General features: G+C 57.5%; 21 protein-coding genes. 4 read left to right on the top strand and 17 right to left on the bottom strand.

The annotated features are described in order from the left end of the window. The first annotated feature begins 70 nt into the window (after positions 1-70). Genes ACFFT4_RS12870 through ACFFT4_RS12860 form a run of 3 tightly spaced genes read left to right on the top strand, consistent with a single transcriptional unit; the run spans position 71 to position 3,822 of the window. Complete coding sequence (locus ACFFT4_RS12870; protein WP_378048187.1) at positions 71-1,156, top strand: endospore germination permease; 1,086 nt, start codon at positions 71-73, stop codon at positions 1,154-1,156. After that, the gene (locus ACFFT4_RS12865; RefSeq protein ID WP_378048186.1) at positions 1,149-2,669 is read left to right on the top strand and encodes a spore germination protein; all 1,521 of its coding nucleotides are present in this window, start codon (positions 1,149-1,151) and stop codon (positions 2,667-2,669) included. The genes ACFFT4_RS12870 and ACFFT4_RS12865 overlap by 8 nt, the downstream gene beginning before the upstream one ends. A gap of 1 nt (position 2,670) precedes the next feature. Next, the gene (locus ACFFT4_RS12860; RefSeq protein ID WP_378048185.1) at positions 2,671-3,822 is read left to right on the top strand and encodes a Ger(x)C family spore germination protein; all 1,152 of its coding nucleotides are present in this window, start codon (positions 2,671-2,673) and stop codon (positions 3,820-3,822) included. A 176-nt stretch (positions 3,823-3,998) separates the two neighbouring features. On the opposite strand, the gene ACFFT4_RS12855 is transcribed toward ACFFT4_RS12860, so the two are convergent. The 15 genes from ACFFT4_RS12855 to ACFFT4_RS12785 form a co-directional block, all read right to left on the bottom strand. After that, the gene (locus tag ACFFT4_RS12855) at positions 3,999-4,724 is read right to left on the bottom strand and encodes a hypothetical protein (protein WP_378048183.1); all 726 of its coding nucleotides are present in this window, start codon (positions 4,722-4,724) and stop codon (positions 3,999-4,001) included. A gap of 313 nt (positions 4,725-5,037) precedes the next feature. Continuing rightward, a complete protein-coding gene (locus ACFFT4_RS12850; RefSeq protein ID WP_378048181.1) occupies positions 5,038-6,525 on the bottom strand; it encodes an FAD-dependent oxidoreductase in 1,488 nt (495 codons plus the stop codon). Continuing rightward, a complete protein-coding gene (locus tag ACFFT4_RS12845; RefSeq protein WP_378048179.1) occupies positions 6,515-7,576 on the bottom strand; it encodes a glycoside hydrolase family 130 protein in 1,062 nt (353 codons plus the stop codon). The genes ACFFT4_RS12850 and ACFFT4_RS12845 overlap by 11 nt, the downstream gene beginning before the upstream one ends. A 32-nt stretch (positions 7,577-7,608) precedes the next feature. After that, positions 7,609-9,159: an extracellular solute-binding protein gene (locus ACFFT4_RS12840; RefSeq protein WP_378048177.1), complete on the bottom strand. Its 1,551-nt coding sequence runs from the start codon at positions 9,157-9,159 to the stop codon at positions 7,609-7,611. Positions 9,160-9,275: 116 nt separating this feature from the next. Next, on the bottom strand, positions 9,276-10,160 hold the full coding sequence (locus tag ACFFT4_RS12835; protein WP_378048176.1) for a carbohydrate ABC transporter permease: 885 nt from the start codon (positions 10,158-10,160) through the stop codon (positions 9,276-9,278). Between the two features lie 18 nt (positions 10,161-10,178). Then, positions 10,179-11,093 carry an ABC transporter permease gene (locus ACFFT4_RS12830; RefSeq protein ID WP_378048174.1) on the bottom strand — a complete coding sequence of 305 codons (915 nt, stop codon included), beginning with the start codon at positions 11,091-11,093 and terminating at the stop codon, positions 10,179-10,181. 201 nt (positions 11,094-11,294) lie between these two features. Beyond that, the gene (locus ACFFT4_RS12825; protein WP_378048173.1) at positions 11,295-13,112 is read right to left on the bottom strand and encodes a cache domain-containing sensor histidine kinase; all 1,818 of its coding nucleotides are present in this window, start codon (positions 13,110-13,112) and stop codon (positions 11,295-11,297) included. 54 nt (positions 13,113-13,166) lie between these two features. After that, on the bottom strand, positions 13,167-13,793 hold the full coding sequence (locus tag ACFFT4_RS12820) for an SGNH/GDSL hydrolase family protein (RefSeq protein WP_378048172.1): 627 nt from the start codon (positions 13,791-13,793) through the stop codon (positions 13,167-13,169). Then, a complete protein-coding gene (locus ACFFT4_RS12815; protein WP_378048171.1) occupies positions 13,790-15,430 on the bottom strand; it encodes a response regulator in 1,641 nt (546 codons plus the stop codon). The genes ACFFT4_RS12820 and ACFFT4_RS12815 overlap by 4 nt, the downstream gene beginning before the upstream one ends. 385 nt (positions 15,431-15,815) lie before the next feature. After that, on the bottom strand, positions 15,816-17,429 hold the full coding sequence (locus ACFFT4_RS12810) for an S-layer homology domain-containing protein (RefSeq protein ID WP_378048170.1): 1,614 nt from the start codon (positions 17,427-17,429) through the stop codon (positions 15,816-15,818). A 155-nt stretch (positions 17,430-17,584) separates the two neighbouring features. Further along, entirely contained in the window at positions 17,585-19,579 is a 1,995-nt protein-coding gene (locus ACFFT4_RS12805; protein WP_378048169.1) for a helix-turn-helix domain-containing protein, read from the bottom strand. A gap of 324 nt (positions 19,580-19,903) precedes the next feature. Continuing rightward, positions 19,904-20,281: a type II toxin-antitoxin system VapC family toxin gene (locus ACFFT4_RS12800; protein ID WP_378048167.1), complete on the bottom strand. Its 378-nt coding sequence runs from the start codon at positions 20,279-20,281 to the stop codon at positions 19,904-19,906. Between the two features lie 20 nt (positions 20,282-20,301). Continuing rightward, complete coding sequence (locus tag ACFFT4_RS12795; protein ID WP_378048166.1) at positions 20,302-20,535, bottom strand: hypothetical protein; 234 nt, start codon at positions 20,533-20,535, stop codon at positions 20,302-20,304. 145 nt (positions 20,536-20,680) lie between these two features. Beyond that, positions 20,681-20,938: a hypothetical protein gene (locus ACFFT4_RS12790; protein ID WP_378048435.1), complete on the bottom strand. Its 258-nt coding sequence runs from the start codon at positions 20,936-20,938 to the stop codon at positions 20,681-20,683. Between the two features lie 100 nt (positions 20,939-21,038). Beyond that, positions 21,039-21,989, bottom strand: coding sequence for an aldo/keto reductase (locus ACFFT4_RS12785; protein ID WP_378048164.1), 951 nt, complete (start codon positions 21,987-21,989; stop codon positions 21,039-21,041). 133 nt (positions 21,990-22,122) lie between these two features. On the opposite strand from ACFFT4_RS12785, the gene ACFFT4_RS12780 reads away from it, so the two are divergent. Then, a complete protein-coding gene (locus ACFFT4_RS12780) occupies positions 22,123-22,965 on the top strand; it encodes a helix-turn-helix transcriptional regulator (protein ID WP_378048162.1) in 843 nt (280 codons plus the stop codon). A gap of 65 nt (positions 22,966-23,030) precedes the next feature. Here ACFFT4_RS12780 and ACFFT4_RS12775 read toward each other — a convergent pair whose 3' ends face one another. Continuing rightward, complete coding sequence (locus ACFFT4_RS12775) at positions 23,031-24,209, bottom strand: CynX/NimT family MFS transporter (RefSeq protein ID WP_378048433.1); 1,179 nt, start codon at positions 24,207-24,209, stop codon at positions 23,031-23,033. Positions 24,210-24,238: 29 nt separating this feature from the next. Continuing rightward, positions 24,239-24,931 (bottom strand): FadR/GntR family transcriptional regulator, encoded by a 693-nt coding sequence (locus tag ACFFT4_RS12770; RefSeq protein ID WP_378048161.1) that lies wholly within the window; start codon positions 24,929-24,931, stop codon positions 24,239-24,241. Between the last annotated feature and the right edge of the window lie 47 nt (positions 24,932-24,978).

The following is a 24,978-nucleotide window of genomic DNA, read 5'->3' as shown; positions in this document are numbered from 1 at the left end:
CATAATTATTGAAGCAATAGGGATAATACATAACGGCAAAAAATTCCATAACGACCCGGAGAATCGCGACATGGCCTCTACGAAAAAAATATCGCTGGTGGACATCTACTTCATCTTCCTGCTCGCATCGGGATTCACCAACCACGTCGTCTTGATGCCGCTGCTGCTGCTGACCGCCAAACGGGACGCCTGGCTGGGCGTCCTGCTGGCCACCATTTTGCATATGATCTGGGTATACGTCTATTTCGCGATCATAAAGCGAACGCGCCGCCAACCGTTGCGAATATGGTTCAAGGAGCGGCTGGGCGGGGCGGGAAGCGGACTGCTTCTTGCCGCCGCCTTTATTTTCTGCTTCGCGATGGCCGTCATTACGCTGCGGGAAACGACGACCTGGATCAAAGCGACCTATTTGCCGCAAACGCCGAAGGTCGTCGTGCTGCTCGTGCTGATCCTCCTCTGCGTCTATATCGCCTCGAACGGACTGCGCTCGATTGCCGTCATGTCCGGCATTCTGCTTCCGTTCGTCTGGCTGCTCGGCCATTTCGTGGGGCTTGCCAACCTGGGATACAAAAATTACTCCCTGCTTACGCCCCTGTTCGTCGACGGCGTGATGCCGATGCTGAAAAGCATGGTGATCGCGGGAGGAGGCCTGATGGAGATGGTCGTCCTGATCTTCATTCAGCACCATTTCTCGCAGCAGCCCAGCTATCTCTCTCTGGCCGGACTGGCCGCTCTGCTCGGCGGCTTGGCTCTCGGACCTCTGATCGGAGCCATCGCCAATTTCGGTCCGGAGGTCGCAAGCCATTCCCGTTATGCGGCGTTCGATCAGTGGAAGCTGGTGACCCTCTCCAAATACATCAACCATCTGGACTTTCTCGCCCTGTATCAATGGCTCGCCGGAGCCGTTATCCGGATCGCCCTGTTTCTGTTCATTATCTCCGACATGATGCCGTTTAAGCGGCGGCGGCGCCGCTTGACGCTTCTTCTCCTGATGGGAGCGGCCCTGGCCGTACTCCTTCTGGACAACCGGGTCGACAGAATCGTCGAGAGCTACGTTCTGGGCGAATACTTCCTGATCCCCATTTCCTTTTTGGCGCTGCTCACTCTGTCCATTGCCTTAACCACCGTCTTCAAACCCGCGGCGCGAGGTGATTAACATTTTCGGCAAATATTTGACGAGACTGCTTTCCGGCGGCAAAGGTCGAACCCCGGCTTCCGGGAGCCGGGAGCCGGCTGCGGAGACGAAGATTGACGGAGACCGGCTGAGATCCATGATCCTGTCGTCGGCGGACATTGTCGCGCTTAGCCAAGCGGACGGGCATCTGCTGATCTATTGCTCGGGAATGATCGATTCCAGACAGCTGAACCAGCACGTGCTGCCGAGCTTGAAAATTCTCATGGAGAAAAGCGAATCTGCGGACGAGCTGGCGGAGAGCCTGGAAGAGACGATGGAATGGTACCCGCTGCGCACGAACGAGGACGCGGAGAAGCATCTGTTCAACGGTTATTTGCTGCTTTATTTTTCGGACTCCGGACGGCTGTACGCCTTCAATATTTCCGAGGTTCCGCAGAGACAGCCCGAGGAATCCAATACGGAAATATCCGTAAAAGGCGCCCGCGACGGCTTCACGGAGGACATCGCCACGAATGTCGCCCTGATTCGCAAACGGCTGCGGACAAACACCCTGCACCATGAGCGGATGTGCATCGGAACGCGAAGCCGCACCGAGGTATCGCTGCTGTACATGGCCGATATTATCCATCCCGACCTGATCCGGGAGGCCAGACGGCGCCTGGGCAAAATCCATGTCGACTCCTTGACGTCCAGCGGGCAGCTGGAAGAGGGCATGTCCGATTCCTCCGCTGCCTTCTTTCCGCTTATCGACTATATCGGCAGGCCGGACTTTGCCGTTCAATGCCTGCTAAGGGGACGCTTTATCGTGCTGGTGGACGGCTCTCCGATGGCGCTGATCGCCCCCTGCAACTTGACGGAGCTGCTGAAAACGCCGGAGGACGCTTATTTGCCGTACCATTTCGTCGCCTTCGAACGAATTCTCAGATTGGCGGGACTGCTGATCGCCACGCTGCTGCCCGGTCTGTGGATCGCGCTGACGTCCTATCACGTGGATCAGCTGCCCCTGCCGCTGCTGGCTACCATTACCACGTCCCGGGCCGGACTTCCGTTCTCGACCCCGTTGGAGATGCTGCTTATGCTGAGCATGTTCGAATTGTTCAGGGAGGCGGGAATTCGCCTGCCGAAGGCGGTCGGGCAGACGATCGCCGTGCTGGGAGGACTGATCATCGGAGACGCGGCCATTCGGGCGGGACTGACCTCCCCGACGACGCTGGTCGCATCCGCGACCACCGCCGTAGCGACCTTCACGCTCGTCAACCAGTCGTTAAGCGGCACGGTCAGCATCGTCCGCCTGGGCATTCTGTTTATGTCCGCCTTCCTGGGGATGTTCGGCTTCTTCGTCAGCGTCTTGTGCCTTCTGGCTTACATGTCCGTTCTGGAGTCCTTCGGCATTCCCTATCTGGCGCCGCTGTCGCCGCTTAGCTGGAAGGAGCTGGTTCCCGGATTGTTGGCCAAGCCGTGGTCCGCCGTCAAGCACAGACCGGGATTCCTTCATACGATCGACGACATCCGTCGGGAAGGAGGCGACGAATGACATGGGCATTCCTCTTCCGAGACCGCTGCTCGTCCTGCCCCTTCTGCTCCTGCTCGGCGGCTGCTGGGATATTAAAGAGATCGAGAACATTAATTACGTTGCGGCCATCGGCATCGACGTCGAGGAGCGGCAGTACGTCGTATACGCCCAGATGCTCGATTTCACGTCGGTGGCCAAGATGGAGACGGGAAAGTCCGACAAGACCGCGCAGATCTGGGTCGGCAAAGCGAAAGGCCCGACGCTGGACCTTGCCATCAACAAGCTGTATGATACGACGCAGCAAAGGACGATGTGGAGCCATGTCACGACGATTATCGTCAGCGAAAACGCGCTGCGCGCCCAGGCGCTGCTCCGGGACGATCTGATCGGCCGCTTCGAGGAATTCCGGCATACGTCGTGGATCTACGGAGCGAAGGGGTCCATCGAGAAGCTGCTGATCGCCCACCCTTTCTTTAACGTATCGGCGTTGAATACGATCTCTCACGAGCCGCTGGAGGTGCATGAGCAGAAGTCGTTCATCGACCCGGTCCGCTACATGTCGTTCATGTCGGAGGTTACGGAGCCGGCCAGCACGGTTCTGCTCCCTGCCTTGGCGATCGAATCGCATACCTGGAGAAAAAACGGAAAAACCGACCCCAAGCAATTCATCGACGGAGCTTTTACCGTATCGGAAGGAAAATACAGCGGACCGCTCGGCAACAAGCAGCTGACGGGCCTCCGCTGGACGGACAAGAACACTTACCGCTCGCCTCTCGTCGTCGAGAAGAACGGCGAAGCCGCCGCCGTCCTGTCCCTGGAGAATCCGCAAATCAAGTGGTCCGTCGCCTTCGCCGACGGATTGCCGAAATACCGCCTTCGCGTTACCATGAACGGGAACGTAACCGAAACGTTAAACGATATTTCGCGGGACGAAATCGTGAATTGGGCGGCGGAGAAGGTGAGAAGCGAGATTGTCGACACCTACCGCGCCGGTATCCGGCGGCAGATCGATGTGTATAACCTGAACCACCTGCTGTTCAAGCGCCACCCCAAACGCTGGTCCCGCTTCAAAAGCGAAGAGCGGCCGGTCCTGAATGAAGACTCGCTCGATCGGGTTGATGTACATATCCATCTGAATCACGCCGGCATGAGAATGCTGCCGAACCCGACTTGATGCGGATTGCTCCGGCATCCCCTAACGCGTAAGGGGACGATCCCCCTCCTCATCGTATGCCAATAATAGGGGCCGACCCGTAAGAGGAAACGTCCAAGATGACGGATGAAAAGAGAAGAGCATCCATCGAATCCGTACGTCTCTTATACCTGGGGGACAGCCCCTCCGCGACGCGATTACGCGCTTAACTGAACGATGGTCAAAATACGATTCATATAGCCCAAAACCGGAAAAGCCGTACTGATGCTCGCTCCCACTTCGTCTCCCGCCGCCAAGGCGGCCTGAGCCACAAACGTCGAGCTGCTTCTGTTCGCGATATTAAAGAAAGTGGTGGTATCTCCGAAAATCGGCACGCCGTTGACCGTAATAATTGCGGTTAAATAAGGCAGCGTCGGATCGGCTTCAACCGTGGCTTCCGCGTTAATGGAGATCGTGATTTGATAGATTCCGCTCTCTCCCACGACCAGCTCGTTGCCCGTGGGACTCACTGTAACGGTATCCGATAAAGGTCCGACCACGCTAAACGGCACGGGGGTGAAAGTCGCTCCGGGCAGCTCTACGCTGGCTCCTCTTAACGATCCGTAAGCCAGGACGACTTCGCCTGCCGGTCCGGCAGGACCGGTTGGACCGGCGGGGCCGGTCAGACCGACCGGGCCGACGGGACCTTCCGGACCGACAGGACCGACAGGACCCGCAGGGCCGATGGGACCCGCAGGGCCGACGGGACCCGCAGGACCGATGGACCCGGCTGGGCCGACGGGGCCCTCCGGACCGATCGGGCCGACGGGACCGACAGAGCCGGTGAGGCCGGTTAACCCCCTCGCTCCTTCGGGGCCGACAGCGCCGGGGTGTCCGGCCGGACCCGGGTGCCGATGACGCTTGATGCGGACAGGGCGTTTCATCTGTCCTCTTGTTCCTTTTTTATGAGAAGGGCAACAACAAATCCTTTTCTTGCAGCCGCATCTTAATCTTGGCTTACGCTTTCGACAGCGATGCTTAGAGCCGGTTAACATATTTCCTCCCCCCTCCTTCTGTCCGTATATAATATATCCCGCCTCCTTAATCGGGATTGTACGATTACCTAACGCGCGTACAAATGGGCCGCGGCGCTGTGCAAATCCAAAACGAAGAAGCCCCCGAACTGTCGCGAGGACAAATTCGGGAGCTCCTATTTACGCGTATGTCTTGACGATCGCTTCGCAGCCCCGGCCAGGCTCAGGCCAGCGCTTGCCCGTCGCACAGCATCTGCGCCCGCAGCGCGGCGTAATCCACCGCCTGCACGGGGATGTCCGCTTCCAGCGCGAGCGCCGCGGCCGTCGCCGCGGACTGCCCCAGCACCATGAACACCGGCTCCATGCGGATCGAGCCGTAGGCGATATGCGAGGCCGACAAGCAGACGGGCACGAGCAGGTTGACGCACTCCTCTTCCTTGGGCACGATGGCGCGATAGCTGATCGGGTACGGGCCCTGCAGCTTGATCTGCACGTCGCCTTCGTTGACCGCGAACCCTTCCGCGCTCACATGTCTTTGCACATTGTGCGAATCCATCGTGTAGGAGCCTTGTCCGATCGCGTCCGCAACGGGCGAACGCAGGAAAATATGATGCTCGTTCATGACGAAGTCGCCGACCATTCTTCTGGCTTCCCGAATATAAAGCTGCGGCGACCAATGCCCGGTCTCCTCGAATTCGTCCAGCGGCAGCCCCCACGGCGCATAGAATGCACGCAAGCTTTCCGGCACCCGCAGATGGTGCTGCAGCGTCCAGATCAAGCCGCGCTGGTGGCGCTCGTGCGCGGCCGCGATCAAGTCCCGTTCGGCGTACGAAGCTTCCGGATAATCGTAGTTGCAGCCGATATAGTCGGTGGAGAAGCCTTTGTCATTGTTCGAATCCGTCTTGCGGTTCGGCACCTTGTTCAGCTTGAAGAAGATTCGCTCGCCCTGCTCGATCGCCCGGAACAGCAGCTCGTAATCCCGCTCGTCGTAGCCGTCCGGCCGCTCTACGAACACCCGGTTGGCCGGGTCGTCCGTCAGGCACATCCGGTAACAGTAGGCTTGAATTCTGGCGTCGCCCTGTCCGTCGGGACCGCCGGCGTCCGGATTGACGCCGGGGAGCAGGCCGCTGGACGGATCGCCCTTCACCACATAGGGATCGACGCCGTGCGGCAGTTGGTTTTTCACCGCGTTGGCGGTCTGAATGCCGTTGTACGTTTCCCCGTATACGCTGTTGGACTCGCGGCCCGTCGCGTAGGACACGCCCGCGGCTTTCATCAGATCTCCTTCGTACCCGGCATCCATATACATCCGCCCGCTGAAGCTGCGGCCCGATTCCATCCGGATCGCCGCAATGCGGGGCCCTTGCTTGACGAGCGGGTCGATCGGGTCGAGCCGTTCGCCGAAGCGCACGTCGAGCCCGTATTCCTCGACCCATTCCCGGAACACGGCCAGCGCGGCCTTGGGCTCGAACAGCCATGCCGCCGCGTTATCCGTGCCGTACCTGCGGCCGAGCCGCCGGTAGAAGTCCAGCGACAATCCGCCGATCGCGCCTTTGTCCCCGAAATCGGTGTCGCCGAGCCCGCCCGAGCTCAGTCCGCCCAAGCGCGCGGACGGCTCCAGCACGACCGCGCGCAGTCCCAGCCTGCCGGCCTGCACGGCGGCGGCCAATCCTGCCGACGTGCCTCCGTAGATCACCAGATCATAGATCATTCGTTAATCCTCCACCCGCCGCGGGACCGCCCGGACCGTCCTTCAGGCACAGGGCGACCAGATCGTCCACATGCGCGGTCGCCAGACACTCTACCGTGTCCGCGGCTCCGTAATAGATTTTCACTTCTCCGCTGTCTTCGAGAATCATGCCCCCGGGGAAGATCACGTCGTTGCGAAATCCGCCCGCGACCTCGTAGGGCGCCTCCGGCGCCAGCAGCGGCGCGCGGGAACGGCCGATCACCTTGCGCGGATCGTCCGGATCAAGCAGCATGATGCCGGCGCTGTAGCGCTTGGTCCACTTCGGCTCCCAGCCGTTCTTGCCGCGCGCCGGGTCGATATCGACGGCATGGAACGTCGTCAGCCAGCCCTGCTTCGTGCGGACCGGAGGCGCGCCGGGACCGACCTTGTCGTTGGCGTACGCCACCTGCTCGACGCCCAGCACCAGGGACGACCGCCCCCAGTAGACCAGGTCCGGCGATTCGGACAGCCACAGATCGAACCGGTCGCGACCGCCCCGGCTGTACACCGGCATCGGCCGCTCCAGCCGCATATAGCGACCGCCGATTCGTTCCGGGAACAGCACCATATTGCGATTGTCCGGCACGCTCAGACTGATCACGTTGAAGCTCGCGAAATCTTCCGTCGTCGCGATGCCGCCCCGCAGTCCGTGCTTCGTATCCATTGCGAAGCACAGATACACCTTGCCTTCAATGACCGTCAAGCGCGGATCGTACACGCGATCCACCTCTTCGTCGCACCACTGCCAGATCGGCGAAGGCCGCACCTCCCAGTTGACGCCGTCGTCGCTGAAGGCCAGACCGAGATTCGTCGTCCGGCTGTCGTGCACCCGCTCGGCCCGTTCGTCGCCGTAGTCGTTGCGGAACACCATCGCGTATTTGCCCTCGTACTTCGTTACGCCCGCGTTGAACACCATCGCGGGACCGTATGGCACCTGGGCGGGCGACAGCACGGGATTGCCCGCATACCGATGCACAACCGGCGCCGACCGCAGCGGAGCGCCCGCTGCGCCGCCTGCTCCGGAATTCGCCATCCTTGCCACTTCCTCTCCGCTGTAACCGAACTTTATTTACCCGCGTACCAAGCGCTTACTTCCTGGGCGACTTCTTCTCCGCCCGCGTTGTTCCAGGCTTTCTGCAGGCTGGCGATCGAGTCGTCCGATACGCCGTCCACGATCATCTTGATCAGGTAGTCGTTCACGGCGCTGTCCAGCTTGGCGCCGTTCGCCGAATATTTCGGCAGGTAAGGCGCGAACGCCAGCACGTCCTGGTGGATTTGCTCCTTGGGAATATTGTTGACCAGCTGGAAATTGTCGAACATCGCTTTGTTCTTCTGCAGGCGCGCCTGCCAATACGTCACGAAGTTGGCCTCGTCCATGCCGATCACGAAGCCGTTCGCGGAGCCCCGCTGATCGAAGAACGCCGGTTCGATCGGCATATAGTTGCCGTTCTCGAGCGTGTAGGTGACGCCTTCCTCGCCGACGAATATGCCTTTGAACGTCTCCGGGTCCAGCATCGCGTTGACCAGCTTCACCACGTCCTCGGGATGCTTCGCCGACTTGGGCACGAACGTGATTTTGTTGAATCCTCCGATCAGCGTAAACCCGCTCTGTCCGTCCGGACCTTTCATCGGCGGAATGAACTGGTAAGCCGCGTCGGAGACGTTCTTCTTGAGCGCTTCGTCGTATCCGGGAATCGACGACCAGCGCGCCCACATGACGCCGGCGCGGCCGCTGGTGAACTTCTCGGCGGAGGTCGCCGATTTGTTCGTGGCGAATTCCCTGTCCAGCAGTCCCTGCTCGTACAAGGAGCGCATGAACGACGCATAATCCTTTAACGCCGGATGGCTCGATACGTTAACCGCCTTGCCGTCCAGGTCGTTCCACTGGCCGTAAATGCCGAACGCGCCCATGATGTTGTCCACCAGCCCGATGCTGTCGATTGTGAACGGAATGTTGTTTTTCCCGTTGCCGCCCGGGTCCTGGTCCTTAAACGCCTTCAACACATCGACGAACTCGTCCAGCGTCGTCGGCATCGCCTTTCCGACTTTGTCCAGCCAATCGGTGCGGATCAGCAGGCCGTCTCTCACGTAGCTGACGTTAAGGGTAGGAATGCCGTAAATTTTGCCGTCCACCGTCGCGCCCTCCAGCGATTCCGGAGAAAGCGCTTGCTTGATATTCGGACCGTACTGCTCGATCAGCGGCGTAAGATCGGTCAGCGCCCCGTTCTGCGCGAAGTTGAAGAAGTCCTGCGTGTTCATCGCGTCGATGAAGTCGTAATCCGTGCCGGAAGCCATAATCAGGTTCAGCTTGTCGCTGGGCTTCTCCTGCGGCAGCATGTCGTTCTGAATTTTATAGCCCGTCTTCTCCTCGATGTACTGATTCACCGGGTAGGTGTTGTAATCGTCCTGCATGTAGTTGCGCAGCGCTTTCAGAACCGGCTTCTCTTCCGGCGCGGCCGCAGAGCTTTCGGGCGCCTTGCCGCTTGCGCTCGGCGAAGCCGGGCTGGCCTCGGAATTGCCGCCGGCGTCATTGTTCTTGCCCCCGCATGCGGCCAGAATCGTCGCGAACGACAGCAGCAGTACGAGCAGTGCGGCGAGCCCTTTTTTCCTCGACATGTCGAACCCCTCCAATAAACTTTATTATAAATAAACCCGCTGCGCTTTGCCGCAAATAGATACAAGCCTGCCAAGCGAGAGGGATTATTCCGTCCGCCGGAGCCGTCCCGGCCCGGTCAACCTTTAACGGAACCGATCAGGATTCCCTTGATAAAATACTTCTGCAGCATCGGGTAGACGAGCAGAATCGGAACCGTCGAGACGATGATCGTCGCATTGCGAATGCCCTCCGGCGACAAATTGAGCAGCGCGTCGATGTCCTGGTTGAGCAAGTTCTCGTCCGAGGCCTGCAAAATAATGTCCCGCAAATACAGCTGCAGCGGCTTCAGCGAAGGCTCGTTCAAATACAGCATCGGATGGAACCAGTCGCTCCAGAAGTAGACCGCGTAGAACAGGCTGATCGTCGCGAACACCGGCGCCGAGATCGGAATGACGATGGAGAGCACGATTCTCAGATTGCTCGCCCCGTCGAGCTTGGCCGATTCCTCCAGGCTTTCCGGCAGGCTCTCGTAATAATTTTTCATCAGCAGCAGGTTGAACACATTGATCAGGGCCGGCAAAATCAGCGAACCCAGATTGTCCATCAGATGAAGGTTTTTGACCAGCAGATAGGTCGGCACCAGCCCGCCGTTGAACAGCATCGTGAAGATGTAGAGCAGCAAGACGGACTTGATGCCCGGCAGATGCTTCTTGGACAGCGGGTACGCGGAGACGGCGGTAAACAGGACCGCGCCGAGCGAGCCGACGACCGTGACGAAAACCGAGATCAGGAACGCGTTCTGAAACAGCCGGTCGCGCAGGACGAACATGACGTTCTCCATCGTGAAGGCCACCGGCAGCAGCCCCACTTTGCCGGATATGATCGCCCAGTTGGCGCTGAACGATTTGGCAAGCACGTTCAAAAAGGGAAACAGGCAGAGAATGCCCGAGCCGATCAGAATGACGTACACCGCTCCGATGTAAATCCTCTCAGACCACGGCCGTTTGATCGAATGTTCCAACTTCGTCCGCCTCCTTCGTTACCATATGCTCTTGCCCGTCACCCGCTTGGCCATCCAGTTGCCTCCGATGACCAGGAAAAACCCGATGACCGATTCGAACAGCCCGACGGCGGTGGAGAAGCTGTATTCCATCGAGGTCAGCCCCATCCGGTAAATGTAGGTGCCGATGACGTCGCCCGTCTCGTAGACGGTCGGGTTGTACAGCAGCAGAATCTGTTCCGTTCCCGCCTCCAGCACATGACCGATCCGCAAAATGAACATCAGCACGATGGTCGAGGCGATCCCGGGCAGCGTAATGGTGAAAATCTGCTGAATCCGGCTGGCCCCGTCCAGCTTCGAGGCCTCGTACAGCTCGGGATCGAGCCCGGCGATCGCGGCGATGAAGATGATGGCGTTCCAGCCCGCTTCCTTCCAGCCGGCCGTCGCCACGATCACGCTGCGGAAATAGTCGTTGTCCATGAAGAAGTTGATCGGTTCGCCGCCGAAAAATTCGATCATGTTGTTCACGATGCCGTTGGAAGGCGACATGATGTTGACGAACAATCCGGCGATAATGACCCACGACAGAAAATGGGGCAAGTAGATGATCGTCTGGACCGTGCGCTTGAACCACATTTTCCCGACCTCGTTCAGGAAAATCGCGATGGCGATCGGAATCGGAAACAGAATGACGATCTTGTACAGGCTGATGAGCAGCGTGTTCGTCATCACCCGGCCGAAATCGTCGGAGGAGAACAACCGCTCGAACTGCTTGAGCCCGACCCACTCGCTGCCGTTAATGCCCTTGAAAATATTGAACTCCTGAAACGCGATCACAAGGCCGTATATCGGGGTATATTTGAAAATCGCCAAAAATACGAGTCCCGGAACGAGCAACAGGTATAAATCGTAATTGCGTCTGACTTGAGAAATCCAGTGAATACGGCCCCTCATGTTATCCCTCCCCTCCAGCGTCGCCGCTTGATCCTGGTCTTATCATAGCGGCCGGAGGCGTTCGGTCGTGAGGCACATCGTTCAACGGTACTGGTTCATTCTTCAGGTCGCGCCAGCAAAAAAAAGACTGCCCCGGCCCGGCCTGCTTGCGGCCTTGCGGGACAGCCTCGTCTCGTCTTGTCGCGTCATTCGTCGGTTATGCTATGAGCCGCCGGACTCCGCGCCCTCCGGCACGAACAGGCTGACGGTCGTCCCCTCTCCCGGAGCCGAACGAACGAGCAGCCTGCCCTTGCCCCCGGTGAACAGACGCACGCGCTCCCATACGTTGTGCAGACCGTAGCCGGACGGCGAGGGCGACGGCGGGGCGTCCAGGCCGGCGTACAGCCGCGCCACCTGTTCCTCGTTCATGCCGTTCCCGTCGTCGGACACCCGGATCACGAACCCGCCGCCGTCGACGATAGGCTCCGCCTCCACCCGAATGCTGCCGTAATGCCCTTCGGCGCCCTGAATGCCGTGCAGAATCGCATTCTCGATCAGCGGCTGAATCGACAGCTTGGGAATAAGCCGGGCGGCCAGCGCCTCCGGACACTCCACGGCGTAATCGAAGCTGTGGAACCGCTGCTTCTGAATTTCCAGATAAGCCCGCGCCAGATTCATCTCGTCCTCCAGCGACACGATGTCCTTGCCCTTGTTCAAGGTCAGCCGAAAGTACTGCGCCAGCATGTTCAGCATCCGGCTGATGTCGTGCGCGCCCTTGGTCAGCGCCATCCAATTGATCGTATCGAGCGCGTTGTACAGAAAATGCGGGTTGATCTGCGCCTGCAAAGCCCGAAATCTCGCTTCCTTCTCCTGCTCCTTGACGCGGTAATTGTCTTCGATCAAATGCTGGAACGTCGACAGCATGTGCGCCACGCTCTTCTCCAGCTGAATGACGACGCCGCTGTGATGGGGAATCCCTTCTTCGATCATGGCGGCGCCGCGCTCCCGCAATTGCTCGGTAATATGGCGGACGCGGCCGATCGTACCGCGGGTGACGTGCACGAACACGAGAAAAGCGCCAAGAATAAACAGCAGCGCCAGCGACAACGTCAAAATAAGCGAAAATCCGAAATTGAAATCGTTGTTCATATGGTTGATCTGACGGGCCGGCAGCAGGGACACCACGCTCCACCCGCCTGCGCCCAGTGCGGCGTGAATCATGAAATAGGACTGCCCGTTCATCGTAAACTTCTCGATGCCGGACGGTCCCTTGCCGGACAGGCCCACGGATTCCGGCACGGGGAGCTTGCCGCCGATCTTGTCCGGCTGCCCGTGGGAGACGATAACGCCGTCCCGGTCGACGACGTACATGTTCCGATTGGCGGCGTCCAGCTCGGCGTCGTTCAGAATGGCGGCCAGATTGGCTTCCGGCATGTCCAGCATCAGAATGCCGATCACGCGCGCATATTCGTTCGGGTCCCGAATCATCCGCGCGGACGAGAACACCCGGACCTCGCCGGGCGAGCCGATATAATTCTCGATATGCGTCGGTATCCATTCCACCGCGCCGTTGCGTCCGATCACGGCGTCGTACCACGGCATCTGCCGCGCAAGATCGAGGCTGAAAAAGTTGACGTGCTCGCCCGCGTACATTTTGTCTGCGTTGACGTACAGCTTGATTTTCAGAATATCGCTGCCCTGGAGACTGCGGATCATATTGCCCAGCTTCTTCTCCTCTTCCACTTGGCCGAACCGGGTGCCGACCAGCGGATCGAGGGCGAGAATGTCGTACAGATCGGAGTTGAGAATGAGCGCATCGGAAATATCGCCCACCTTGGACAGCCGATAATCCAGATTGATTTTCACCTGTTGGACGGATTTCAGCATCGATTGCGTCACCTGGCGCTCCAAAATATCGGCCGATTTCTCGAAATAATAATACAGCATGACGCCGGCCGGCAGCAGCACGACCAGGAGATAGAGCAGCAGCATCCTCCGGTAGGTGAGCCACAACAGCTGTAATTTACGCCAAATTCCCATTGCTCCGTTTACCTCCCGCCGTGAAAGCCGTCCCTGTCCCGCCGCGGCAGCCGGTCAAATCGCGCCCAGGAACGAAATGGCCGTGTCGGCGATGCGCCGGAAGCCCGCCTCGTTGGGGTGGAGCCGGTCGCTCGTGAAAGCATCCAGCGTCAGCTTGTTGAAGCCGCTGACCGTGTACAGATCCAGCACCGGCAAAGCGTACGCCTGTCCGACCCGGAGCGCGGCGGCCGCATAATCGGCCAGCAGGCGGCCGACCTCGTTGCGCCTCTCGCAATCGTATCCGTCCTTGTCCCGCTGCAGCGGCGTCCACAGATTGATCCGGGCAAGCGGATACCGGCTCTGCAGCTGCTCGACCAGCGTCTGGTAGGCGCCGAAAAAAGTGCGAGCGTCGAAAACGCCGCCCGCCGGCCGCAGCTCCCCCAGCGGCATACTCAGCCGGTAATCGTTCGTGCCCGCGAATATTGTAATGCAATCGTACGGCGCTTCAAGGTGGCGACCCATATGAACCGTCGCCCCCTCGTCCCGGTCGCTGCCTGCGGTCAGCGGGCAGCCTCCGCGCCCGAAGTTGTCCGCCCGGGCGAAGCCGAGCGCCTGCTGCACGAGCGGCTGGTACCCGCCTGCCGCAGTAATGCTGTCTCCCAGCGTCGCCCAGCCGGCGCCGCGCCATCTGCTCCCGTTCATCCGTTCGTCCTCCTGTGAATGTCCCGATAATCGCTCGGATTCATGCCCGTATATTTGCGGAACTGCTTGGTGAAATAGCTCGGCTCGGCATAACCGATCGCCGTGCAGATTTCCGCCAGCTTGCGGTCCGTGCCGTTCAGCAATTCCTTCGCCTGCTCCATTCTGACCCTGGTTATATATTCGTTGATCGTCTCCCCGGTCTCCTGCTTGAACAGCAGGCAAATGTACGTCTTGGCCAGGTACACCTGCGAGGCAATGTCGGCAATCGTCAAGTTTTCGGAGTAGCGCTCCCGGATGATGCGCATGATTTCCGTAATGACCTCCGGTATTCTCCTGTCCTCCCGATGCTCGATCCGTTCGCATACCTGCGTTAAATACACCTTCAGATGATGGCTCATATCGTCCAGCGTCTCAAGCTTCATCAGCTGCGCCCAAGCTTCGGACTCCCGTTCGCCCAGATCGCCGGCGCGAATGCCGGACTCGGACAGAAACTGCGAGGCGACCAGCAGCACCTGCAGGCCTATCCGCTGGCAATCGATATAGCCGATGCCCGAGCTTCCGCGCAATTCTTCAAACAGCGCGTCGAGCCGCTGCGACACCTGGCCGGCATCGCCCGACTTGAGCACGGAGGACAGCGAGCTCATTCGCTCGTTGACGGCGCGGTAATCGACGTCCTTGCGCGCCGCCATCGCGTCGAAGGTGACGACCTGGTTTCTACCGAGAAACAGCTTGCGTTCGATCGCGCCCGACGCCATCTGATAGCTGTCGGCCAATCGTCCCAGATGCTCGACCGTGCCGCCGATGCCGATCGTCAGGCTGATGCCGCCGATCATCCGATTCAGGAAATCGTTCAGACTGGCCATCAATTCGCTTACGAGAGGGAAAATAATCTCCTCCCCTTCGTTCTCCGGCAATTCCACGATCAGCACGTATTCCCCCCGCTGATGCTCGAACGCGCTGCCGGAAGCGCGCGCCTCCACGACCTCCCGGCAAATATTTTGAATGGCGAAGGATATCAGCTGCGTATTCTGCTCGGGCATCTTCTCGAACACGGTGCGCGGATTGTCGATGCCGATGATGATGGCGCAGTAAGGCGCCTGATAGGGCATCCGCAAGTCGAGGAAATCGATGCGCTTCTCCGTCGAGGCGCGGTCCATGGTGCCGTCCTTGATCAGCTGGACGAAGAACTTCTCCCGCAGCAGCGGAATGCTCTCGTTCAGCTTGGCGGACAGCCGCTGCAGCATATCCTTGCGGTTTTCCTCGCGCCTGGACATCGCCATGATTTTCTCGATCACCGCGGTCAATTCCTGCAGATTGACGGGCTTGAGAATGTAGTCCACCGCATCCATCTTCATCGCGGATTTCAAATATTCGATATCGTCGTACCCGCTGATGAATACGATTTTCGTATCGGGATGGCGTTCCTTCAACCGTTTCACCATCTCGATCCCGTCCATGCCCGGCATCTTCACGTCGGTCAGCACAATGTCCGGCCGGACCCGGTCGGCCAGCTCCAGCCCCTTGCTGCCGTTCTCGGCCTCTCCGGCGACTTCGATGCCGTACTCGAACCAATGGATGCAGATTTTCAGGCCGTTGCGCGTCGAAAACTCGTCATCCACGATGATCAGCTTGTACATAAGCTTCCTCCCCGAAGAAAAGGCCATTATACGAAAAGGCCGCGGCGTTTTTATTCTATTATAAACGTTCTGTCGTCTCTCTTCGCTACGACAAGCTTATGGAAAGATGGTCGGATGTTCAATAGATTCAGTGGAAAAGAGCGGCGCCGGGGCGGTTGTCGTACAGAGGGAATCGGGGAGGGGAGATCCGGCGGCGGCGTTCGCAAAAGCAAGCGGGAATGTCGCTAACGCTGCATTCCCGCCGACTCTCCCTATTTTGTTGGGCTCGACTTACTTGCACGCTTGTTGAGAGACGCGGCAGTCGCGCGTCTGCATTCGACGGCCCGGGCAGCGACATCCTTGTGCGCGCGGAGGGGCCGCCGATGGCGGAGCTTGTCCTATGCGCTTACCGCCCGGCAGCCTCCCGTTCGATTAACGCCCAATCCGCCGACGTATAGCTGCCCATATACCACAGGGAGACGCCCTTCAAATCGTAGAACTTGGCAAGCCAGATTTTATCTGCGATGCTCTGCGTATCCTCGTAATAAATCTCGTGCGAGCCGCGCTCGTCCACGAATGTGATGAGATCGAGAAAATAAGGCAGCATTCGCGTCTGCTTCACGCCCGGCATGGCGATCCGCTTCTCCACGTCGGCAATCGCCGGGCTGACCGGGGGCGCCGTTGCTCCGTTCTGGGTAATCCACTGGTTCGTCTGCTTCGAGATGCCCAGCACGAGCTTCTCCGCCGGCACCTGGGCAAGCGCCTGCCGCACGGCGTCGTTGACAAGCGGCAGCGGCGCCGATGGCAGCTTGCTCTCATGATGGGTGAAATCGTAAGCCATCAGAATGACCGTGTCCGCCAGCTTGCCGATCTCCTTCATATCGTAGCCTTTGTAATAATACGTCGGCGGAACCGCCGCCGACAGCATATGCGTGCCCAGCCGATCGTTCAGTTCCCGCAGAAAATCGGTATAATCCGCGGCGCTCGCTTCCTCCTTCAAGCCCTCGAAGTCGATGCAGACGCCGTTAAAGCCATACGCCGGATCGTCCAGAACCGCCAGCAGCGAATCGATAAAAGCTTGACGGGCCGGCCGGTCCCGCAGAAAATCCGACAGATCGGCGCCATCGTAAAATACCATCAGTTCCTTCCCGGCATGCACGTTATCCGCGGCGGCGACCGCTTCTTCGTAGCCCGACGGAATCCGGTACACCGCCGTCGCCGTATCCAATCGGGCGCTGCCGGCGGCCGCATAATCCAGACGGGACCAGCCGAAGATTACGTCGGACAGATCGTCGATCCGGTCGATCGCCGAATACGACTGGATGGCGTAAAATCCGGTGAAATCGACGGCTTGCCCGGCCAGCTGCTGGTCGATTAGCCGGTAGATGACAGCGGCCGCCTGCTTCCGGTTAAGCGCCTCGTCGGGCTTAAAGCTGTCCGGCTCGCCCGTCATAATCCCGCGTTGGATTGCATAATAGACGTACGGCCTTCGGGTTTCTCCAATCGCCTCTCTGTCCCGGTAAGCCCGCGTTTCCTGCTCCGTCCGCCATCCTCCCGACAGCCATTGCTGCCGGGTCTCTTCCCCTTCGAACGACAACAGATAAGCGCCCATGACCATCGCGACTTCCTCGCGGGTAATCGTCCTCGTCGGATGGAACAATCCCTCCGGGTCGATCAACCCGTCAATCCAGCCGCGCTCGTAAGCAGCCGAAACATAGGGCGCGGACCAGCGATTGCCGGCCACATCCGCCGGACGCTTCCCGGACGCCTTGCCGGCTTCAACCTTCGCGCCCGCGGCAAGCAATTTCACGAACGCTTCCCGCGTCAGCGCCTCGTTCGGATGATACGTCCCGTCCGGGTACCCGGAGACGACGCCCAGCGCTGTCAGCGCATAGATCGGCTCGCGCGAATAATCGAACGTCTCATCCTTGAACGGCTTTAATTGAACGTCGTACGCATAAGCGCTGCCGGAGAACGTCAACGCGCACAGTATAGCCGCAACTGCCACCTTTTTGAACATCGGCCGACTCCTTCGCATCCTGTATTCGTCTAATCTATCATTCTATTAGACGATGAAGAAGATCCAATAGTTACACAAGGCGGTACACGGCATGTCTTCATCCTGATCGACGAGGGTAATTGCATCACAGGATCGCCTCTTGCGAATAGAGCCTTTTATTTTAACAGCGCGTTCAGCACGTCGTCTACTTTCATATCGGAGGCGATTGCGCCGGAGGTCATCCAATGCCCCATATCTACTTCGTGGATATTTCCATTCTTCACTGCCGGAAGTTCCTTCCATAGCGGGCTGTCGTAAATCTCCTTCAACTTCTGTTTGGAGTCATCGGATTCATAGACAGTGATGAATAAATGGTCGGCATCGATATCGGGAATAAGCTCCATGGAGAACTCCGAGACGGGATTCTCGCTTTGAACGAGTTTCTTGACGATTCCCGCAGGATTAAGTCCAAGCTCCGTATAGAAAACAGTGCCGACATAATCCGTCAGGTTCCCGTACAGGGTCAGATTTTTATCCTGAATTCGAATAAACGCGACCGTTTCTTCTCCCAAGGCGGCATGCAGCTTCACTCGACCGTCGGCTACCTTTTCTTCGTATTGTTTAATGAATTGCTCCGCCTGCGCCTGTCGACCCGTAAGCTCTCCTACCAACCGTAAAGCGGACCGCCAGTCTCTCCATTCTCCATCATCAAGAACATAAGTTGGCGCTATCTTGGAGAAGCTGTCATACTTCCCCTCTGCGATATGGGGAAACGCCAGTATAATCAAATCGGGCTCTGTTGTCATCAACGCCTCGAAGTTCATATTGAACGGATCGACAACGGTGGTGCTGCTCATTCTGGATTGCAAGTAATGCCGGTCATAGAGCCCCGACAAAGAATCGACGACCGAGTCCGTTCCCAGCGCCAATAAATAATCCTCCATCCAGAAGCCCGCTATTCTTTCAGGTTGAATAGGAACTTCAATCTCTCCGAAAGAGTGCCGAAAGCGCTTGGTCGAAGCCGGAGACTCCTGACTTGCCTGCTCATGTTCGGTTACTGCGCTGCTGTTGACCGCGCTCGGCGTTTGGTTATTTCCGCCATTCCCCCCGCTTGCTCCGCCGGTGCCGGAACAAGCGCTTAGCAATAACGCCATGCCAAGTAAAAAGGCGGTTGCCCTGAAGCCTCTGTTACTATTCATTTCAATATCCCCGTCTCCTTGAAATTTAACTAGGTTGTCTAGTTCTTTCTCATTGTAGGAGAGGTGAGAATCGTTATCCATATCCAAAGCCTGCATGCGTGCTCTCTCTATTTTCCGAAATTCACTGGGCGTCGTTTTATAATGCCGCTTAAACATCCGATTCAAATTCAATTCATCGTTCAGTCCGCATCCCAACGCAATCTCTTTCACGGTTGCATTCGTATGCAACAGATGGCGCCGGGCTACTTCAAGTCTTTTGAGCGTTAAATACGCCCGCAAGCTTTTCCCTTCATTTTTCTTGAACAGCCGTGTCAATTGCCCACCGCTGATCCCGAACATATCGGCTATATCCTGAAACAGGATCGGACTCATGTAATGTTCGTCCAAATATCGTTTGGCCGAGACGACCGGGTCCGGTTGAAGGAATCTGGCTTCTTTGCGTTCAAGGTCTCTATAGATTTCATGCATCGACTGATAAAACAAACTTGTGGTATGAAAATGATTCATCGCCGTTGCACGACTCCAGCTATCCAGCATCCGCTGAAACACATCCATAAACCAAACCGGAGTGCTTGGCGAAAATCCGTATAGTTGAACGAAGGGATTCATCTGCTCCAGCAAGCGCTGCAGGTCTCTTCTGAAAAAAGGCGGCGCCTCCGCTTTGTAGAGCACCATAAAGCTTCCCAGCGTCTCCCCCTCAGAAGAGATGCTTAACGTCGTTCCCTTCCCGCCATGGAAGACGCCGAACCGTTCCATCCCAAACAGCGTTTGGTTCAGTTGAACGTTGGCCGATCCGCCATAGGCATAAACCAGCATGCTGCTGGGCATTCGATAGTTTTGCAACGGCTGTCCCGGTCGAATAAGTTGATGACGCACATCCATCAATGAAATGGAGGCGCGTGTCCAAATACGGGCCATTGTATCGATCATTTCCGGCGTAAATACTTGTATACATTCAGCTTCTTCTCGCATAGGTCCGCACTCCCTCGTCAAGCCTGTTACTCTGTATCGTAATTTAATTGAGTATGATTATCAATATCAATGAATTTCGGTCCGTTTCCGCCCCAGGAAATTAAGAAGTTCTTCATAGTTCGATCATTGGATATTAAGATTTTCCAATTATAATGAGAGGGAGCCAGTCAGTACATAGGGGAGAAAATCAGATGGAGCAACGCGTGGTGTTGGTCGTCGACGATGACAAGGAAATACGCGACGCAAACGAAATTTACTTGAAGGCGCAAGATGGCTCCCGAAAGTTAAAACGGATCCAATCTCTCCGTCAAGAGGATGGATCCGTTACACTTTAACTATTGTCACCTGATATTCATCCTGAGCAAACCACACATCCCGATCCCTGGACACCAACGACAGGCCATGCTCCAAGGCCGTTGCGACGATGAGGGCATCGGGCGTTTTCAGTCTTCTTCCTTTGACCCGCTGTTCTCTGCGAATGTTTCCCGCTGTTCGTGCAATGCTCGAGGTTACTTCCAGGAAACGCCCGCTCCTTAGAAACGGAATATGCCGAATTTCAGCTTCGGACGCAAGCCCGCTAATCAGTTCGCATTCGGTGACAACCGAAAAATAAATATTTTGCCTGTCCGCAGCAGCTTGTTTGATTAGATTCAAAATGGGCGCCTCACCGTCGATCAAGCCGATCGCAATGTTCGTATCCATGAGATAGCCTTGCCTCGTCATCAGTCCCAATCCTCGCGCATGCGACCGACTTCATCCTTTAATTCCTTGATCCTCTCCGGGGGCAAGACGCCTGCAGACTGAAGCAGATCATCTACGTTATAGTCGCCCGTCTCTTCCATTTCTACGGTCTCCTGATTAAAATCAATGATCACTCGCGGGTGCGTGATATTGACTTTACGCAGGATATTCCTCAACTCCTTTACGGTGTTGGCATCCATTTTCTGTGGAAGCATGGGAAGACACCTCGCAGCTTCAATTTGTAATCATTATACCATATGTTTAGAGCTTCCCGCTTCGACTTATACATATGATGAAGCCGGCCGGCGTATTGTTGAAGCGTTCTCTTCATTTTTGACCTTAAGAGCTTTTATTTCTTAATCAAGCTTCATGTTTTGGGGCTCTCCTGATCATAGGCTTGTCCCGAACTTCCACGACGATATTTTCATTTGACGTATGATAAACAAAGCGTTCATTTTTTGCGGAAAACAATTCCTTCCATGCCGCTTTCGAATTCGGGATAGACTTAATGACCGCCACTTCTTCCACATGGAGCCTGTTGTCTTCGTAATGGGATTTCAATTCTTCCACCAATACAAATTGATCAGGAAAGAGCTCCCTCACTTCGGACCATAACATAGCCAACACCCCTTCGGCATCCTTTCCTTTATTTTACCATCCTTCGTACGCTCTGGAAACAACAGAGGACAAGCCATTTCCTTCAAGCTTGCGGCATATCTTATTCATCCCGCAAATCAAGCCATCGGAGTTCCTCCGGAGAAAGGGCAACCTCCAGCGCCTTCGCGCTGGAAAGCAATTCGGCCGCGTTGGCCGGCCCGATCAAGGCGCATACGGGGAAAGACTGGTGCAGCACATAGGCAAGCGCCGCCTGGTTGGCGTCGACGCCTTTCGCCTCGCCGAGTTGGGCTGCCCGGCGATAGCGCTCCCAGTTGTCGTCGCTGTAATAGACACGAACGATTTCTTCGTTATTTCGAATGTCGGGGGAGAATCGTCCGGTGAAGAAACCCGCCGCCTGCGACGACCAGGACAGCAGCGGAAGCTGCGAGCGCTCGTACCAGTCGGCCTCGGCGGCATCAACGGACACGCATCCCGGCCATCTCGGCTCGTTCGCCTTGGCCAGGCTCAAATTCGGGCTGCTGCACGCGAATCCGGTCAACCCATGCGCCTTGGCATACGCGTTGGCTTCTTCAAGTCTGGCCGAAGTCCAGTTGGAAGCGCCAAGCGCCCGGCAGCGGCCCGTGGCCAGCAATTCCTGCAGCGTCTCGACGATCTCGCCCGCCGGCTTGCCGGGATCGTCCCGATGCAGCATGAAAATATCCGCATAGCTTGTCTGCAGCAAATCGAGCGAATAGTCCATATCGTCGGCGATGGCTGCGCGGGTAACCCGCGGTCCCGCCTCGTCATGATGCGCGCCTTTGGCGATGAGAACCAGTTCGTCGCGGTTGCCCCTCTCCCGCATCCAGCGGCCGATCGCGGCCATGCCGTGCGGACCGTATACGCGAGCGGTGTCCAGGGCGTTGCCGCCAATCGCCGCATACGCGTCCAGCAGCTCGACGGCGGCATCCATCCGTTCGTCGCTCAGTTGCATCGAGCCCATAATCAGCTGCGAAACCGGCTGCGCGACTCCCGCTATCGCCAGGTACTCCATGTTCGTTCCCGAATTCGTCATACGTCGGCCCCTCTCTCGCCATTGTTCGGATACATATAGGGATATTGAAATTATAGGTCAAATCAAATATTGTGTATATGACATCTTATTGTTCTGTATAGCACGATCTTGTTCTTGGCAAAAGAGGGTGGCCATGAAAACGCATCTGACTCTTCCGGTAATGGAACCGAATACTTACGTGATTTTCCCCGAGGCGGCTGGCCGCTATTACGACGAACCCGAACACTGGACGGTGCGGCCGGCCGATACGTTTGGTTTTTTTAATCTGCACTATGTCGTATCCGGGCAAGGTTACGTTGAAGTCGACGGCGAATGGAAATTGCTTCAGCCCGGCGACGCCTTTCTCTATTTTCCGAATCGTCCGCAGCAATACCGTTCCAGTACGGAAAATCCGTGGGATGTCTACTGGATGCATTTTTACGGGGATGCCTTGCCTGAAATTTTGACCCGACAAGGATTTCGCCGGACTTTGTTGTGGTCGACGAACGGCACGAAGGGGCTCCAGGAGACCTGGAACCGCCTGCTATCGGAAATCGAGCACAACAAGCTGCTTCGGCCCTCGGTGCTGTCTATGCTTTCCTACGGCATCCTCGCCGAGTTTTCGGCTCAGGCCGTCCCGCTCCTGCCCCGGCGAAACCGGGACACGTCGCAGGCGGTGATCCAGCTTCTGCCGGCCATGCAGGAAGCGGCTTGCGAGCCGTTTACGCTCGGCGAATGGGCGGCCAAAGCGGGCTGTACCCCATTCTATTTCTGCAAATTGTTTCGCAAGGTCGCGCAGATGTCCCCGATGGACTTCATCCGGCTTTGCCGAATCCGTCAAGCCAAGCAGCTGCTCCTGGACGACTCCGCGCGTCCGATCTCCGAAATTGCCCAAATCTGCGGTTACCCGAGCGTCAGCTACTTTATCAAACGCTTCAAAGAGGTCGAAGGAGTAACGCCGGCCGCTTACCGCGCGTCTTTCATCTATCGGCGATGAGCGCTGGGAGGATTGGCGAGACAAACGGCTTTGAAGTCCATGCCGGGAACAAGGTTTGGCTGACGTTATACCGTCCGATTTCTAGAGGCGCCCAAGCCGGAGACGAACATCAGGGCGCCGATGGCGAACAATAGCAGCAGCGGAAGACTCCAACTGGCCGTGAGGTCGTGGAATAGTCCAAACAGGATCGGTCCGGTTGCCGCCAGCAAATAGCCGACGGATTGCGACATGCCGGACAAGGCTGCCGCTTCGTGGGCATCCCGCGTGCGCAAGCTGAGAAAGATCATAGCCAGACTAAACGCAAATCCCCCGCCGATGCCGAGCAAAATCGTCCATAACGAAAGGAATGCATTGCCGCCGAAATAAAGTCCCGCCAGACCCGAGAACAGCAGGATTGCCGTAAGGACGACCAATAGGCGTTGATTCTTCATGCGTCCCGCGACGATCGGCACGACGAACGATACGGGCAGCGCGGCGGTCTGAAACAGCGACAGCATCCAACCGGCGCTGTCTTCGCCAAGGCCGCGGTTGATCATGATTTCGGGCAGCCAGGCGATTAATACATAGAACAGGAGAGACTGCGTCCCCATAAAAATCGTAACCATCCAAGCCAGCGGCGAACGCCACAGACTTCGCTGCGCCGCCGCGCCGGTGGCCGATGCCGTCCCGGATGCGGCGGTGCTTGTCCGAACTTGAGGCAGCCAGAATAGTGCGGCCAACAGAGCAAGCGCGCCCCAGACGGCCAGAGCGCCATTCCAGCCGAAACCGAGATTGCGGGCGAGCGGAACGCTTACGCCCGATGCGATCGCCCCGCATAAATTCATCGACAAGGAGTATACTCCCGTCATGAGGCCGAGCTGACGGGGGAAATTCCGTTTCACCAGACTCGGAATAAGCACGTTGCACACCGCGATCGCGAGCCCGAGCAGAACAGTGCCCGCGAACAAAGAAGCCGTTGCGGACGCGGAGCGGATCGCGATGCCCGCCATTAGCAGAACCAAAGCGTAAAGGATAGTCCGTTCCGCCCCGAAGCGGCGCGCCAGAAGAGGCGCGAACGGGGACAGAATGGCGAAAGCAAGTATCGGCAAGGTGGTGAGCAGACCCGCTCCGGTATTCGACAGCCCCAGGGACTCGCGAATCAAGCCGATCAACGGGCCTACCGACGTCAGCGGCGATCGCATAGTCAGCGAGATCAGGACGATGCCTGCGACGATCGGCCAGCCCAACGCCAACGACTTCTTCATCAGGGTTGGTTTTGTATCGCTTGTCGCGTTCACCGCTGTTCCTCTTCTCTGCCTTCGAAAACAGCCTTCGATTCGGAAATATAGCGATGAACCGCCGCCGCGGCTTGATCTGCGTCCTGACCAACAATCGCTTCGACCAACTGCCGGTGGATTTCCAAAAAATCCGCCTTGACTTCATAACGGGTCAAGCTTGTAATCGAATCCTGCGACGCTTCGGCGATATGATCGTATAATTCGAGCAAGATTTCGTTATGGGACGCAGCGACGATCGTCTGGTGAAGCCGGATATCCTCGGCGACAAAGCCGTCAATATCGCCGCGTGCCGCTGCCGCCTCGCAGCGTTCCAGCTGGAGAAGCAGCTCTCGCGCCTCTTCGCTCGTTCTGCGCTGCGCGGCCAGATGGGCTCCTTCGCGTTCGAGCGCCTGCCGGACCTCCAACGTTTTCAGCGTATCGGAGCGCAAAATCCGTTTTTGCAGCACGACCCCCAGAGCGCTTGAAGAGCAGACATAGGTTCCGTCCCCTTGCTTCGTCTTCAACAGTCCCGCGTGGATCAACGCCCGAACGGCTTCCCTTAACGTATTGCGGCTGACATTCAACTCGACCATCAATTCCGGCTCGGCCGGAATGCGCATTCCGACCGCCCACTTGCCGGATTCGATCAGACCTTCCATCTGTAAGGCAACTTGTTCAACGAGGGTCAGCCGGTTTGTTTTCTGGAGCATAGGTTAAACCTTCTTTCATTCATTTATCAAACATAGGATGTTTGGTT

Source organism: Cohnella cellulosilytica (assembly GCF_042431195.1).
Lineage (GTDB): Bacteria > Bacillota > Bacilli > Paenibacillales > Paenibacillaceae > Cohnella > Cohnella cellulosilytica.
The sequence above is the reverse complement of the archived record's forward strand: the minus strand, read 5'-3'. Positions and strand labels throughout refer to the sequence as shown.